The 14199-nt window shown below is 63.1% G+C and carries 15 protein-coding genes; 6 read left to right on the top strand and 9 right to left on the bottom strand.

The window, feature by feature from the left end:
- Positions 1 to 131 precede the first annotated feature (131 nt).
- The gene (locus ACIQ39_RS14665) at positions 132 to 461 is read left to right on the top strand and encodes a type I secretion C-terminal target domain-containing protein (RefSeq protein ID WP_396435345.1); all 330 of its coding nucleotides are present in this window, start codon (positions 132 to 134) and stop codon (positions 459 to 461) included.
- A gap of 32 nt (positions 462 to 493) precedes the next feature.
- Here the strand turns inward: ACIQ39_RS14665 and ACIQ39_RS14660 are convergent, their stop codons facing one another.
- The 5 genes from ACIQ39_RS14660 to ACIQ39_RS14640 all read right to left on the bottom strand — a co-directional run bounded on the left by ACIQ39_RS14660 (position 494) and on the right by ACIQ39_RS14640 (position 5902).
- Positions 494 to 1747: a multifunctional CCA addition/repair protein gene (locus ACIQ39_RS14660; protein ID WP_396435344.1), complete on the bottom strand. Its 1254-nt coding sequence runs from the start codon at positions 1745 to 1747 to the stop codon at positions 494 to 496.
- Between the two features lie 14 nt (positions 1748 to 1761).
- The gene (locus ACIQ39_RS14655) at positions 1762 to 2442 is read right to left on the bottom strand and encodes a glutathione S-transferase family protein (RefSeq protein WP_396435343.1); all 681 of its coding nucleotides are present in this window, start codon (positions 2440 to 2442) and stop codon (positions 1762 to 1764) included.
- Positions 2443 to 2635: 193 nt separating this feature from the next.
- Complete coding sequence (locus tag ACIQ39_RS14650) at positions 2636 to 3595, bottom strand: complex I NDUFA9 subunit family protein (RefSeq protein WP_396435342.1); 960 nt, start codon at positions 3593 to 3595, stop codon at positions 2636 to 2638.
- Complete coding sequence (locus tag ACIQ39_RS14645; protein WP_396435341.1) at positions 3592 to 4680, bottom strand: M14 family metallopeptidase; 1089 nt, start codon at positions 4678 to 4680, stop codon at positions 3592 to 3594. Before ACIQ39_RS14645 ends, ACIQ39_RS14650 begins: the two co-directional genes overlap by 4 nt.
- 10 nt (positions 4681 to 4690) lie before the next feature.
- The gene (locus ACIQ39_RS14640; RefSeq protein WP_396435340.1) at positions 4691 to 5902 is read right to left on the bottom strand and encodes a M20 aminoacylase family protein; all 1212 of its coding nucleotides are present in this window, start codon (positions 5900 to 5902) and stop codon (positions 4691 to 4693) included.
- 137 nt (positions 5903 to 6039) lie between these two features.
- Here ACIQ39_RS14640 and ACIQ39_RS14635 point away from each other — a divergent pair, with 137 nt between their 5' ends.
- A complete protein-coding gene (locus ACIQ39_RS14635) occupies positions 6040 to 8178 on the top strand; it encodes a molybdopterin-dependent oxidoreductase (RefSeq protein ID WP_396435339.1) in 2139 nt (712 codons plus the stop codon).
- The gene (locus tag ACIQ39_RS14630; RefSeq protein WP_396435338.1) at positions 8171 to 8467 is read left to right on the top strand and encodes a polyhydroxyalkanoic acid system family protein; all 297 of its coding nucleotides are present in this window, start codon (positions 8171 to 8173) and stop codon (positions 8465 to 8467) included. The genes ACIQ39_RS14635 and ACIQ39_RS14630 overlap by 8 nt, the downstream gene beginning before the upstream one ends.
- 19 nt (positions 8468 to 8486) lie before the next feature.
- On the opposite strand, the gene ACIQ39_RS14625 is transcribed toward ACIQ39_RS14630, so the two are convergent.
- Positions 8487 to 10463, bottom strand: coding sequence for a transglycosylase SLT domain-containing protein (locus ACIQ39_RS14625; protein WP_396435337.1), 1977 nt, complete (start codon positions 10461 to 10463; stop codon positions 8487 to 8489).
- A 9-nt stretch (positions 10464 to 10472) separates the two neighbouring features.
- Here ACIQ39_RS14625 and ACIQ39_RS14620 point away from each other — a divergent pair, with 9 nt between their 5' ends.
- Positions 10473 to 11057: a 5-formyltetrahydrofolate cyclo-ligase gene (locus ACIQ39_RS14620; RefSeq protein ID WP_396435336.1), complete on the top strand. Its 585-nt coding sequence runs from the start codon at positions 10473 to 10475 to the stop codon at positions 11055 to 11057.
- A gap of 17 nt (positions 11058 to 11074) precedes the next feature.
- On the opposite strand, the gene ACIQ39_RS14615 is transcribed toward ACIQ39_RS14620, so the two are convergent.
- Complete coding sequence (locus ACIQ39_RS14615) at positions 11075 to 12136, bottom strand: LysR substrate-binding domain-containing protein (RefSeq protein ID WP_396435335.1); 1062 nt, start codon at positions 12134 to 12136, stop codon at positions 11075 to 11077.
- 140 nt (positions 12137 to 12276) lie between these two features.
- Here ACIQ39_RS14615 and ACIQ39_RS14610 point away from each other — a divergent pair, with 140 nt between their 5' ends.
- Positions 12277 to 12783 (top strand): DUF2917 domain-containing protein, encoded by a 507-nt coding sequence (locus ACIQ39_RS14610; RefSeq protein ID WP_396435334.1) that lies wholly within the window; start codon positions 12277 to 12279, stop codon positions 12781 to 12783.
- A 23-nt stretch (positions 12784 to 12806) separates the two neighbouring features.
- Here ACIQ39_RS14610 and ACIQ39_RS14605 read toward each other — a convergent pair whose 3' ends face one another.
- Positions 12807 to 13133, bottom strand: coding sequence for a type II toxin-antitoxin system PemK/MazF family toxin (locus ACIQ39_RS14605; RefSeq protein ID WP_396435333.1), 327 nt, complete (start codon positions 13131 to 13133; stop codon positions 12807 to 12809).
- On the bottom strand, positions 13120 to 13350 hold the full coding sequence (locus ACIQ39_RS14600; protein ID WP_396435332.1) for an addiction module antitoxin: 231 nt from the start codon (positions 13348 to 13350) through the stop codon (positions 13120 to 13122). The genes ACIQ39_RS14605 and ACIQ39_RS14600 overlap by 14 nt, the downstream gene beginning before the upstream one ends.
- Before the next feature lie 108 nt (positions 13351 to 13458).
- On the opposite strand from ACIQ39_RS14600, the gene ACIQ39_RS14595 reads away from it, so the two are divergent.
- Positions 13459 to 14088 carry a TetR/AcrR family transcriptional regulator gene (locus ACIQ39_RS14595; RefSeq protein ID WP_396435331.1) on the top strand — a complete coding sequence of 210 codons (630 nt, stop codon included), beginning with the start codon at positions 13459 to 13461 and terminating at the stop codon, positions 14086 to 14088.
- The last annotated feature ends 111 nt before the right edge of the window (positions 14089 to 14199 follow it).

The following is a 14199-nucleotide window of genomic DNA, read 5'->3' as shown; positions in this document are numbered from 1 at the left end:
GCGTTTGGACAGCGAGTTGGCGTCTTTTGGCTTCACCCATTTGGTGACCTCTGTAAATCCGTTGAAACTGGCTACCAGTCTAGCTTGCGGCCGGTTTATGCAACGTCAACTGCCGGAAATAGGATGACACGATGACTGGGGGTGCGGGTGCAGATGTGTTCCGCTTCAACTTCAACGAAGTGGGCAGCGACAGCATCACCGACTTCAGCAAGACGGAGGGCGACAAGGTGGACCTGTCGGGCATTTTGCAGGACTCGGGTTTCAACGTGCTGAGCAACTTGGCCACCTTCTTGCAGCTGAGCACCGATGGCTCAGGCAACGCGGTGCTCAAGGTCGACCCCTACGGCGAGTCCAACTTCACCAGCACGGCGCAAACCATTGTGTTTGCCAACGCGGCGGCCAGCGGCTTGACGGGGGTGAACTTGTTGACCTTGCTCGATGAGCGGGTGATCATGGTGTGATGGGCCAGGGCCAGCCTGGTTGGGCTGGCCTGTCAAGCCAAGCGGGCGCGGATGGCTTGGGTGCGGTGCTGGGCAATGTGTTGCCCGATCTGCGGGCCGCGCAGGCCTTGGGCGGCGGCGGCTTGGGCCAGCGGCGCGGTGTCGACCGACAAGGCGGCCGCTTGGGCTTGGCGCAAGCGTTCGGCCTGCGGGTAGGGGGCTTGCTCAAAGCCCAGCCGCCCCCGTGCATCGCATTCACAGGCTTGCAGCACCTGCAAGAAGCGCTCGGGCTGGCGCATCGCGTCGCAGCGCTCCAGCAAGCGCATCAGGGCTTGGGCGTTCAGCTCGGCGCTGCGGTGGATGTTGCCGTGCTCACGCGCCACCACCTCGGCCAAAGCCCTGCACTCGGTGGGCACGCGCAGGCGCTCGCACACCTTTTGCAAGAGCTTGACGCTGCGGCCTTCGTGGCCAATGTGGCGCGGCAACACGTCGGCGGGGGTGGTGCCTTTGCCCAGGTCGTGCATCAGGCAGGCCACGCGCACGGGCAGCGGCATGTTCAGCCGGGCGGCCATGTCCAGCACCAGCATCATGTGCACGCCGGTGTCGATTTCGGGGTGGTGCTCAGCGCTTTGGGGTACGCCCCACAGGCGGTCCAGTTCGGGCAACAACACTTGGAGTGCGCCGCAGGCGCGCAGCACCTCGAACATGCGCGAAGGCTTGTGGCTCATCAGCCCCTTGGCCAGCTCTTGCCAGACGCGCTCGGGCACCAAGTGGTCGGCCTCGCCGCTCTGCACCATCTGGCGCATCAGCGCCAGGGTTTCGTCGGCCACGGCAAAGTCTGCCAAGCGCGCCGCAAAACGTGCCACGCGCAAGATGCGCACCGGGTCTTCGGCAAAGGCGGCGGTGACATGGCGCAGCAGCTTGGCCTGCAGATCGCGTTGCCCGCCATAGGGGTCGATGGTGTGGCCAAGCCAAGCGCTGGGGGGGGCGTGCGCCAAGGCCTCGGGCACGGCCATGGCGTTCACGGTGAGGTCGCGCCGGGCCAGGTCCTGCTCCAGCGTGACGCCGGGTGCGGCCTGCACCGCAAAGCCTTTGTAGCCACGCGCCGTTTTGCGCTCGGTGCGGGCCAGGGCGTATTCTTCGCGGCTTTGCGGGTGCAAAAACACCGGAAAGTCTTTGCCCACGGGCATAAAGCCTTTGGCGGTCATGGCCTCGGGCGTGCTGCCCACCACCACCCAGTCGCGGTCGTTGACGGGCATGCCCATCCACGCATCGCGCACCGCTCCACCGACAACAAAGACTTGCATGGCAGTCGCTGGGTTCAACGAGCCAGTCGGAAGGGCTCTTCAAAGTCGATGAAGTCCTGCTCGGCCAGCGCGCCATCGGTCCAGGCTTGCACGCCGGGCAGGGCGCACACGCGGTCCATGTAGGCGGCCAGATCGGCAGGCACGGGCAGGGCGTAGGTTTTGATGCGCATGACCACCGGGGCAAAGTAGGCGTCGGCCACGCTGAACTGGCCAAACAGCATGGGGCCGCCGTGCGCTTGCAGCAGGCCGCTCCACAGGCTGCAGATGCGGGCCAAGTCGGCACGCACGGCGGCTTGGTCGCGCAGGGCCAAAGCGCCGATCTCGGGCAGGTGGGCTTCGATGTTCATGGGGCAAGCACTGCGCAAGCCCATGAAGCCGCTGTGCATTTCGGCGCAAACGCTGCGGGCGCGGGCGCGGGCGGCGCGCTCTTGTGGCCAGAGGTTTTTTTCGGGAAACAACTCGGCCAGGTATTCCGCAATCGCCAGCGTGTCCCAAATGGCCAGGCCGTCGTGCACCAGCACAGGCACCTTGCCCACGGGGTTGATGTCTTTCAATGCAGACTTGAACTGTGAGTCGGGCGCAAAGCTGTCAAAGCGCACAAAGACCTCTTCAAAGTCAATGTCCGCCTGGCGCAGCAGCACCCAGGGGCGCATGGACCAGGACGAGTAATTTTTGTTGGCAATGTAGAGTTGCATGGCGGTGGTTCTCCCGTGATGACCGCCCATGTTAACGGCACTGGCCGCGCCTTGGCCAGCTGGCTTGCTGGGCGCGGGTTTGGCTTTGAAGGTTTGGCAGGGTGGCTTGGGGGGGTGGCTTGGGCGGGGTGGCTTGGGGCTGGGTGTCGGGCTCTGGGCGTTGTGCGCCAGCCCCTGCATGTGGCTGCGGCCCTCAGCGCCCAGCGCGGGCGCGCCAAGCGTTCATGCGGCTGCGCGGGCCTCGGTGGCCCAAGTAGCCGGGGGCCACGCCGGCAACACAGGCAGCGGTGATGCCCAGTGCTGTCAAGCCAGGCCATTGGCCGGTGGCGATGTTGTCGACTTGCATTGAGGCCAGGTTGTCCCGGCTCATCAGGGGTTCGCCCGGGGCCAGTTCCATGGCCAGGGCTTGCAGCCAACCCATCCACATCGGCAGACCGATCACCGGGCGGCCTCGGCCTTGGTTCACGCCGGCCCATTGGCCCGCTTTTTTCACCAATTCGCCCAAGCTCATGACGTCGGGCCCGCACAGTTCGTAGGTCTGGCCAATGGTCTTTGGGTTTTGCAAACAAGCCACCACCGCGTGGGCCACGTCGCCCACCCACACGGGTTGAAAACGCGTGTCGCGGCCAGCCAGTGGCATGAAGGGGGCCACGCTTTGCAGACTGGCAAAGAGGTTCAAAAATTTGTCTTCTGCGCCAAAGATCACGCTGGGGCGCAGCACCGTGAGCTGCAAACCCGCGTTGTGCAGCACCGTCTCGCCACCCGCCTTGCTGCGCTGGTACATCGACGGGCCTTGCGGGTCAGCACCCAAGGCGCTGATCTGCACCAAACGCTGTACACCGGCTTTGCGCATGGCGCTGGCGATTTTGCCGGGCAATTGAACATGCACCTTGTCAAAGCGCTCTTGGCTGCCGTGCAGCACGGCCACCAAGTTCACCACGGCGTCGTGGCCGGGCATCAGGCGGGCCAGATCGGCCTCGCTGTGCACCGAGGCTTCGATCACAGTCAGGCCGGGCAGGCTTTGCACTTTGGCGGCGTTCACGGCGCGGCGGGTGGGCACTGTGCAGTGCCAGCCCAAGCGGGCAAATTGTTCGCAAACGTGGCTGCCGACAAAGCCGGTGCCGCCCAACACCAAAACGCGCGGCGTGCTCATGCTGCGCTCAAGCCGTTGACCGCTTGGTGCATCGCGTCCATGGCTTGGTCCACGATGAGGCTGCGCCATGCGTCGGTGTCGGTGTAAAAGGCGTTCATCAGGTCTTGTTTGATGGCATGGCGCAGTGCGTCGGGCGCTTGCGGGTGCAGCTGCAACCAGTGGTCGCCGCGCAGTGCGTGCAAGACTTTGTCGGGGGCTTGTGTGCCGTACTCCAGGGCGATGCCGGTGTATTGGGCTTGTGGGCACTCTTGGTAAGCGGCCATCCACATCAGCCCGGTCAGCATGGGTGAGGAGGAGGAGCCGTCGTAGATTGAGGTGATGCCATCTCCCCACCAAGCTTTGGCACGGGCGAAGGCTGGGGCGTCGTCGGCGCAGGCAAAGATGCGTTCACCCACACCGCTGGGCCCCAGGCCTGTGTGCAGGTCGATCCAAGCCAGGTGTTGACAGTTTTGGCCGTATTGGCGGAGCACTTGGCGCAGCGTCAGGTTGCTCCAAGTGGGGGCCAAGCCACCAAAAAACAGGCCCTCTGGAAATTCATGTTGCCCTTGGGAGATGGCGGATTGATAGGCCTTCATGCCGCGCTCGGTGATGTAGGTTTGGGTAGCCGCTGCGTTGGTCGCATCGGGCGGCCAGACCTCGGGCAAGAGCAGGGGCTCAATTTCGCGGTAAGCCGCGTTGTCGGGCAGGGGCTTGGAAAAATCTTGGAAGTTGCGGTTGATGTCGACGTTTTCGTGGGTGACGCGCCGCACATGCGAGAACCCGTGTGGGTTGAGCGCATGGATGTAGAGCACGGCCACGCCTTGGGCACGGGCCGCTGCGCGCCAGGCGCTGTGCTTCAGGGCATGAATTTGCACGCCAGAGCCGCAATAACCCTCGACGCCGTGGCAAGCGCTGCTGATCACCAGCAATTTGGCTGCGTCGGGGGCGCCGTCGAGCACCACGTCCATGGCCAGGGTTTCACCATCCCGCCCGGGCAGGGGGTGAAGCTTGGCGTCCACTTGCAGGCCAGCGTTTTGTGTGGCATTCAAGAATTTGTCACGGGCCTGTGCGTAGCTTTTGGAAAAGCTGTTTGGGGTGTCGTTCATGCGGGGCAGGTCAAGCGGTTTGGGTGGGCTTGGCCAGCCATTGCGTGGCCAACTCCACCCAATAGGTGCCGCCCAGCGGGATCAGGTCGTCGTTGAAGTCGTAGCTCGGGTTGTGCAAGGTGCAAGGGCCGCCGCCGTGGCCCATTTCGCGGTGCGCGCCGTCGCCGTTGCTGATGAAGACATATGCCCCTGGCTTGGCTTGCAGCATGTAAGAGAAGTCTTCCGCGCCCATGGTGGGCTCTTGGGGCATCACGTGCTCAGGGCCCACGATGCCATGCATGACCTGGCGCGCAAAATCGGCCTCTGCAGGGCTGTTGATGGTGGGCGGGTAGTTGCGGGTGAATTCAAATTCGCATTGCGCGCCAAAAGCCGCGCCAATCGACTCGGCCACTTGCTTCATGCGCGACTCGATCAGGTCCAAGACCTCGATGCTGAAGGTGCGCACCGTGCCTTGCAGCTCGCACGAGTCGGGCACCACGTTGGTGGCTTCGCCCGCGTGGATCATGGTGACCGAGATCACGCCCGCGTCCACCGGCTTTTTGTTGCGCGTGATGATGGTCTGAAAGCCTTGCACCATTTGGCAGGCAATCGGCACCGGGTCGATGCCGTTGTGCGGCAGGGCGGCGTGGCTGCCCTTGCCGCGGATGGTGATCTTGAACTCGTTGCTCGACGCCATGACCGGGCCAGCGCTGACGGCAAAAGTGCCCACAGGCGCGCCGGGCCAGTTGTGCATGCCAAACACGGCCTGCATGGGGAATTTGTCAAACAAACCGTCTTTGATCATCTCGCGGGCACCGCCGCCGCCTTCTTCGGCGGGTTGGAAGATCAAATACACCGTGCCGTCAAAGTCGCGGTGCTTGGCGAAATGCTTGGCCGCTGCCAACAGCATGGCGGTGTGGCCGTCGTGGCCGCAGGCGTGCATCTTGCCTTGGTGTTTGCTGGCGTGGGCAAAGGTGTTGAACTCCTGCATGGGCAGGGCGTCGATGTCGGCGCGCAGACCAATGCCGCGCCCGCAAGCGCCGCCGTCGCGCCCGTGCACGATGCCCACCACACCGGTGGTGCCCATGCCACGGTGGATGGGGATGCCCCAGTCGGTGAGTTGTTGGGCGACCACGTCGGCCGTGCGCACTTCTTGGAAGCACAGCTCGGGGTGGGCGTGGATGTCTTTGCGAATGGCCGCGATGCTGGCCGCGTCGGTGAGGATGGTGTCGATGAGTTTCATGGTCTTGAGTCTAGCGATAGTGAGGCTATTTTGCCAACTTCCGTTTGGCCACCCGCAGCGCGTTGGGGACATGCCCGTCTTTTGCCCTGCGCAGCGCATCGGCCACAATCGGGTTTGCGCTTTTTGGAAGACCTCTCATGTTGCCCCAGCCAGCTGCCCATGTGGCCCTTGACACCCCACAAACCGTGCGCGGGGCTTGCCCGCACGACTGCCCCGACACCTGCGCTTTGCTGACCACCGTGGAAAACGGGCGGGCCACCAAGGTGCAGGGCAACCCGGCGCACGCGCAGACCGGCGGTGTGTTGTGCACCAAAGTCTCGCGTTACACAGAGCGCACTTACCACCCGGATCGCCTGTTGACGCCGTTGCAGCGCGTCGGCCCCAAAGGCTCGGGCCAGTTTGCGCCTGTGGCTTGGGACGAAGCGCTGGACGCGATTGCCGCACGCTTGAAAACCATTGCCGCACGCGAGCCGCAGGCGGTGCTGCCCTACAGCTACGCCGGCACCATGGGCCTGGTGCAAAGCGAGTCGATTGCGGCGCGGTTTTTCCACCAGATGGGCGCATCGCTCTTGGACCGCACGATTTGCGCTTCGGCCGGGGCCGAAGCCCTGACCCAGACCTTGGGCAACAAGGTGGGCATGAAGGTGGAGTTTTTTGCCGAATCCAAGCTCATCGTGATTTGGGGCAGCAACTCGATTGGCAGCAACCTGCATTTTTGGCGTCTGGCGCAAGAGGCCAAGCGCAACGGCGCGAAGCTGGTCTGCATCGACCCCCGGCGCAGCGAGACGGCCGAAAAATGCCACGAACACATCGCTCTGCGCCCCGGCACCGACGCGGCGCTGGCTTTGGCGCTGATGCACGAGCTGATCGTGCACGGCTGGCTCGACCAAGACTACATCGACCGCTACACCCTGGGCTGGGACGCCTTGAGGGCCCGCGCCTTGCAGTGGACCCCCGAGCGCGCCGCCGAGGTGTGCGGGGTGCCGGTGGCGCAAATTCGCCAACTGGCACGCGACTGGGGCACCACCCAGCCTGCGGCCATTCGCCTGAACTACGGCATGCAGCGCGTGCGCGGTGGCGGTAACGCGGTGCGGGCCATCGCTTGCCTGCCTGCGCTGACTGGCGCTTGGCGGCACCGGGCAGGCGGGGTCTTGCTCAGCAGCTCCGGGCATTTTCCGGTGCGGCGCGCCGCTTTGCAGCGGCCCGACTTGCTGGGCGAGCGGCGGCCGCGCACCATCAACATGAGCACCATTGGCGACGACCTGCTGCGCCCGGCGTCGCCCACCTTTGGCCCGCAGATCGAGGCCTTGATCGTCTACAACAGCAACCCGGTGGCCGTGGCCCCCGAGTCGGGCAAGGTGGTGCAGGGCTTTGCCCGCAAAGACCTGTTCACCGTGGTGTTGGAGCACTTTCAGACCGACACCGCCGATTACGCCGATTTCATCTTGCCGGCCACCACGCAGTTGGAGCACTGGGACATCCACACCAGCTACGGCCACACCGATGTGCTGCTCAACCGCCCCGCGATCGCGCCCGTGGGCGGTGCGCGCACCAACACCGACATCTTTCGGGCGCTGGCGGCGCGCATGGGTTTTGACGACCCGTGTTTTGCCGAGAGCGACGAAAGCCTGTGCCGCAGCGCCATCGGCGACGACAAAGACTTTGCGCAGCTGCTTGAACATGGCTTTGCTTCTTTGCCCGTGCCCGATGCGCCGTTTGCGCAAGGCGGCTTTCCATCGCCCTCGGGGCGGTGTGAGTTTTTCAGCCAACGCTTGGCCGACCAAGGGCTGGACGGCCTGCCCGACCACCTGCCCAATTACGAGTTGGCCACGCCCGGTGGCCGCTACCCGCTGGCCATGATCTCGCCGCCTGCGCGCAACTTTTTGAACTCGACCTTTGTCAACGTGCAAAGCTTGCGCGACATTGAGGCTGAGCCGGTGCTGGAGATGCACCCGCAAGACGCGCAGGCGCGGGGCATTGCCGACGGTGCGGTGCTGCGTGTCTTCAACGACCGGGGCACTTACCACTGCAAAGCACGTTTGAACCAACGCGCGCGACCCGGCGTGGTGCATGGCCTGGGCATTTGGTGGCGCAAGCTGGGCCTGAACGGCACCAATGTGAACGAGCTGACCAGCCAGCACCTGACCGATTTGGGCCGAGCGCCCGTGTTTTACGACTGCCTGGTGGAGGTGGCCCTGCTGCATAAAGAAGATGCCCATGCCGAGTTCGCGGCCACGCTTGCCACCGAACCCAACCCGAAAGAAGCCCATGCCTGAATTGAACATCGAACGCGAACACAGCCTGGGCCTGGAAGGGGCCCGTTTGGTGGCCGAACGTTGGCGCGCGCAGGCCGAACAAGACTGGGGCATGAAGTGCGCCGCAGAGCCGGGCGAGGCCTTGGACCGCATGCGCTTTGAGCGCAGTGGTGTGAGTGGCGAACTCTCGGTCAGCGCCACCCGCTTTGACCTGCAGATCAAGCTGGGCTTTTTGTTGGGCGCTTACAGCGGCAAGATCGAAGAAAAAATCCAGGCCAATTTGGATGCTTTGTTGGGGCCTGTGGCCTGACATCACTGGCCTGGCCTGTTCAAGGCAAATCTGGGTCTGCGCTGGCCATGGGCAAGTGGCGCGGCCCCACTTGGCCTAAACGCGCTTTGAGCGACTGCGGCTGCCCCGTCAAGATGGCGGCGTAGTGGGTGGTGTTGGACAGCACTTTTTTCACGTAGTCGCGGGTTTCAAAAAACGGGATGTTTTCGGCCCAGATGGCGGCCTCAAGCTGGGGGCCGTTGCGCCAGCTGCGCGGGCGGTTGGGACCGGCGTTGTAGGCAGCGGTGGCCATGGGCATGGAGCCCTCAAAGTTGTCCAGCACCAGTTTCAGATAAGCGGTACCGATGGCCACGTTCACCTCGCGGTCGTTGATATGTTCGGGTTTGAAGTTGTTCAGGCCAATCTTTTTGGCAGTCCATTTGGCGGTGGCTGGCATGACCTGCATCAGGCCCGATGCGCCCACGTGTGAGCGGGCGTCCATGATGAAGCGGCTTTCTTGACGGATCAGGCCGTAAACAAAGGCTGGGTCTAAGCCGATCTCACTGGCGCGGCGCACCACGGTCTCGCGCAGCGGCATGGGAAAGCGCTGCTCGTGGTCAAACACCGCCTTGGTGCGCTCACTTGTGTTGATGCAGCGGTCCCACACTTGGCGTTGGCAGGCCAAGTCGGCGGCGGCCAGCAATTCGCGGTCGTTCATGCCGCCGGGCGTGTGCAAGCTGGTGCTGTAGTTCCACTCGCGGTTGCCCTCAGGCCGCAAGCCCAAAGCGATGGCATACAGGGCGCGTTGCAGCCCAGGATGGGTCAGGGCAGCGGCTTTTTCAGCTGGCGTGAGGGCGCTGGGGCGCTCGGGCACGGTGATGCTTTGGCCCAAGTCTTCCAAGGCGAGTTGCTCGTAAAAGCCGCGTACGCTGGCGATTTGGCGCAGCAGGTCTTGTGCCTCTTGGCGCTGGGTTTCGTTCTTGGCCGTGGCCAGCAAGGCACGGGCACGCCAATAAACCCAGGTGGGGTCTTTGCGGCCCTCAGCGCTCATGGCTTGGGTGGCGTTCAGCACCTGTGGCCATTGGTCTTGGCGCAAGGCAGCACGCACTTTCCAGCTCAGTAAATCGTCGTTCAGGTGGCTGGTATTTTTGACTTGGGCAAAGTGGCTGGCGGCCCGGTCTTGCAGATTCAGGGCCGCGTGTTTGCCGATCACAGCCCAGGTCCAATGGCGCTCTTCGGGTGTCAACTGAGTGGCCCAGCGGCGGCTCAGCAGGTCGGCTGCTTGATCGGGGTCTTGGGCGGCCAGCCGGATCAGTGCCAGCACGGCCAACTCTTTGCGGCTGCGGGTGATGGCCAAGATGCGCTGCTCCAAGTATTTGGCCGGATCGGCGTGGATCAGCGCGACTTGCTCGGACAGGCGGGGTGCTTCGATGTCGACCGCTGCTTGGGCTGCGCGGGGGCGATTGGCATCCATGGCGATGCGGGCCTTGCGCCACAGGTCCAAGGCCTGAATCTGTCGGCCTGAGTGCAGGTGCTCGACCAAGTAGGTGCAAGCATCATCGGCATCGCGCTGGGCGTACCACAGGCTGAGGCCTTCCTTGGCCACGTCGGCTTTGCTGTTCATGGCCTCGACAGCCAAGGCATAGCAGCGCACTTCGCGGTCATCGCGCATGCGAAAGTGCCGGTACTCGGCGTGGAAAGTCGCCCAGTCACGGCGCTTGCCCAGTTGTTGCAGCCAGTCGTTGCGCAGACGGTCTTCGTAGTAGCTGCCCGCGTAAGTGTTCAAAAAACGGTGTATTTCAGACACCGGTGCCATGTCCAGCCGAACGCGCAGTTCCCAATAGGCCGCCATGGGCTCCAGTGCATGGCCACGGGTCTGGGGCAGCAGGGCCGACAGGCGGTTGGCGTCTTGTTTGCGATAGGCCTGGTGCATCTCCAGCAACACGTCGTCCCCCCGGTTTTGGGACTGTGCGGGCGCGCTCAGCAGCCCTGAGGTGGCGATGGCGCTGAGCAGTGTCAAAATGCATCTGAATTTCATGGGTCGATTATGGACAAAGCCGAAGTAAAACGTGCCTTGAGAAAATCCTTGGTGCAAGAAAGGTTGAATCTGCCGGACCGCTTGGCGCGGGCCGAAGCCCTGCAGCGCATCATGCGCATTTGGCTGTTTGACCGCCCGGACACCGTCATTGGGGCTTATTGGCCCATCAAGGGCGAGTTTGACCCTTTGCCCGCGCTGCACCGCTGGAAAGAAGATGGTGAGCTGCACGGTGAGCCGCAGCGCCGCCAAATTGGCTTGCCGGTGGTCAACAAACAGCACAAAACCCTGACTTTTCACACCTGGTACCCCGGTTGCCCGATGGAAGAAGACGCCTACGGCATCCCCAAACCCAAAGACACCGAAGTCATCGTGCCCACTTTGCTGTTTGTGCCCTGTGTGGGTTATGGCATCGGTGGCTATCGCCTGGGTTATGGCGGCGGTTTTTATGACCGCACCTTGGCCGCTTTGCAGCCCAAACCCTTCACCGTGGGCCTGGGTTACACCCACGGCTTTTTGGATGACCTAGACCCCGAAGACCACGACCAGCCGCTGGACGCGATCTTGAACGACAACGGGGTGGTGTGGCCTGTTTGAGGGCCAGAGCGGTCGTTTCAGTCCAACGTGTCCAGCGTGTCGGGGTCGGGCACATCACCGATCGCTTGGCGGGTCTCTGCCGCTTGTTGGCGCAGCCAGTCGCCAAAGGCGCGCACCTCAGGGCGAGTGTGGCTGCGCGGCGCGATCAGCAGCCAACAAGCCATGGGCGATGTCAAGCGCATCTGGGGCAAGACCTCCACCAGGCTGCCGTTGGCCAGGTTCTCGGCCACCAAGGGCAGCCGGGCCAAAGCCAAGCCTTGACCGGTCAAGGCCGCTTGCACGATTTGGTGCGCGTAATTGAAATACAGCCAACGGGCTGGGGATGCGGGGCTCAGAGGCTTGGCGCGTGAGGGGCCGCGCGGGCTTTTGCGCACAGGGGGCTGGGTGGCGGGGCTGGTGTTGTAGGTGTTCAGCCAACGTTGCCAGCTGAGCCATTCCATGTGCCGTGTGCGGTAAGCATCGCCCGCTTCAATCAAGGTGCATTGCAGCAGATCGTCTAGGGTGTTGATGGCGTGGTTTTTCAACAACCAAGGGCTGGCCACCACGGTGAGTTGCTCCCCAAAAAGGCGCTCTGCGTCCAGCATGGCAGGCCTTTGGGCGGCGTAACGCAATGACAGATCGACATCGGTGTTGTGCATGTCGACGGTGGCATCGGTGGCATCGATGCGGATGTCAATGTCGGGGTGTTCGCGCTGGAACATCTCCAAACGCGGGATCAGCCACATGCTGGCAAACGAGGCCCAGGTGGTGATGGACACACTTTGGCGACCTGTGCTTTGGCGAATTTGCCGCACTGTCGCGTCGATGTGATCCAGCGAGGTGCTTGTGGCGCGGTGCAGCATGTTGCCCGCACGGGTCAGCTCCACCGAGCGGGTGTGCCGTAAAAACAGTGCCGTGCCCACCTCGTGCTCCAGCGCCTGGATTTGCCGACTCACAGCGCTTTGGGTCAGGGCCAGTTCTTCGGCGGCCAAGCGAAAGTTCAGGTGCCGTGCCACCGCGTCGAAGGCCCGCAGGTGGTTCATCGCGATGGGGCGGGTGCGGGCGGCAGGGGCGTGGTGGGGCGGCATGGTGGGTTTCATGATAGGCGCGGCGGGGCGGGTTATTCATGCTTTTCGCGCATCAATGGAGCCCAGGATTGGCATTGGACGGTGAATGCTTTGGATTGCATGATGGGGATGCCGACGATCTTGTCGGCGTTGATCTCAAATTGGAGATGGAGATGTCTGAACCCGAGCTGTTCGCTTCTTTGCAAGACTGTCAAAAACTCAAAACTGTCCGCTGGGCAGGCACTTGGCGCTTGGCCCCGCAGCGCGCCCTGAGCTTGTTGCCCCGCCGTGACAGCCAGTTGTTGGTGGTGCAAGGTGGTGCATGGATCACTTGGGACCATCCCCTGGCCCTTGAGGCGCGAAGGGGTGGCGACCATTTTCTGGAGGCGGGGCAAATCCTCGACGTGCCAGCCGGCGTGCGTTTGGTCATGGAGGCCCGCCAAGGCCAGGCCGACTTGCGCTTTGACTGGCGGGAAGTGCCGCAGGACATGACCCCCTGCCTTGTGCCCAGCCCCACTTTGGCCGAGCTGGCGCGCCAATGGCGCCTGGCCTGGGGTCAGGCACTGGGGGCTTCGGCCCGTTTGGGGCTTGGCGTGCTTATGGCAGGTGCCCTGTTGCTGGTGCGGGGCAGGTGGCGGCAATGCTCGCGTGGGCCATCGGCCGTGCAAGGTCCGGTCTGATCAAAGAGCAGACCCATGATGCTCTAGCCTGGCAAACCGAGCTGGAGTTTGATGACGCCCTGCAAAGCGTTCATGTCCGTTTTGTTGAGCGCACCCAAGGCGGTGGTCAGGCGTTCCTTGGCCACCGTGGTCAGCTGATCTGCCATGGCTTTGCTGGTTTGGCCTGCCACGCTCACCACGGCCTCACTGGGGTAGAGCCGTCCCGTGTTGGAGGTCAAGGGGACGACCTGCAAGCGGTTCAGATGGGTGTTGGACAGGTCATTGCTGACGATCACTGCAGGTCTTTTTTTGCGGATCTCTCCACCTTTGGCAGGATCGAAATTCACCCACCAGACTTCACCGCGTCGCATGGCTGACGTCGCCAATCAGGGCTTCGCTCCAGGCCAAAGCCTCTAGCTCGCGTTCGGTGTCTTCGGCCATGGCGCGGTAAGCCTTGGCCATGTCTTCACTCACGACGTGTGGCCTTGCCAAAGATTCGAGAAAACTGCTGATCTTTCGGCGTCCGACCACGCGTACCAAGCCCTCGTAGACGGCCTCGTCCATGGTGATGGTCATTCTTTTCTGCATGAAAGCTCCTTATGCATATATGCATTATGCATTGGCCACCGCGTTGTGCCACAAAATCAGGAAAGCACAGTGCTTCAGCGAAAACGAGGGCACTGGCAAAATGCCGTCATGGCCCGACCTAAATCTGCAACCCACGACATCAAGCGCGACGCGATTCTTGACATTGCCGCCCAGTGCTTTGCAAAGCGCAGCTATCCGGCGGCCAGCATGAACGAGATCGCCACCGCCTGCGGCACCTCCAAAGCGCGGCTGTACCACTATTACGAGAGCAAAGAAGCCATCTTGTTTGACCTGCTGGACCGCCACACCCAGCGCTTGCTGGCGCTGATTGCCCAGACCGAGGCCACCGCCCAGCGTAAAAACCTGGACGAACGCGGCACGCTGCACGAGTTGGTGCGGACATTTTTGCAGGAATACGAAACCTCGGCCACGCGGCACGCGGCGCTGCTCAACGACACGCAGTTTTTGAGCGATGTGCCCGACTCGGCCCTGCCCTCGGGCGCGGTGCCGCCACGCGAGTTGATCTTGAACCGTCAGCGCGACATCGTGGCCGCCATGACGCGCTTCATGAAGCGGGCCTACCCCGAGCGCCTGACCCCTACCAACCAGACCGCCCTGACCATGATGCTGCTGGGCATGATCAACTGGACCTTCACTTGGCTGCGCCCGGGCGGCCCGATCAGCTACGCGGCCTTTGCCGAAGAGGTGATTGGCATGCTGGAAAAGGGTTTGGGGTGAGTCGTTGTGCGATGAGCGTTGTGCGATGAGCGTTGAGCGTTTGACGTTGAGCTATGTGCGTTGGGCGCTGAGCGTTGGGCGTTGAGGGTTGGGGGTTGGGGGTTGGGGGTT

This window comes from Limnohabitans sp. (assembly GCF_044361645.1).
In the GTDB taxonomy this organism is placed as follows: Bacteria; Pseudomonadota; Gammaproteobacteria; order Burkholderiales; family Burkholderiaceae_C; genus Limnohabitans_A.
This window is presented reverse-complemented; position numbering and strand designations above follow the sequence as displayed.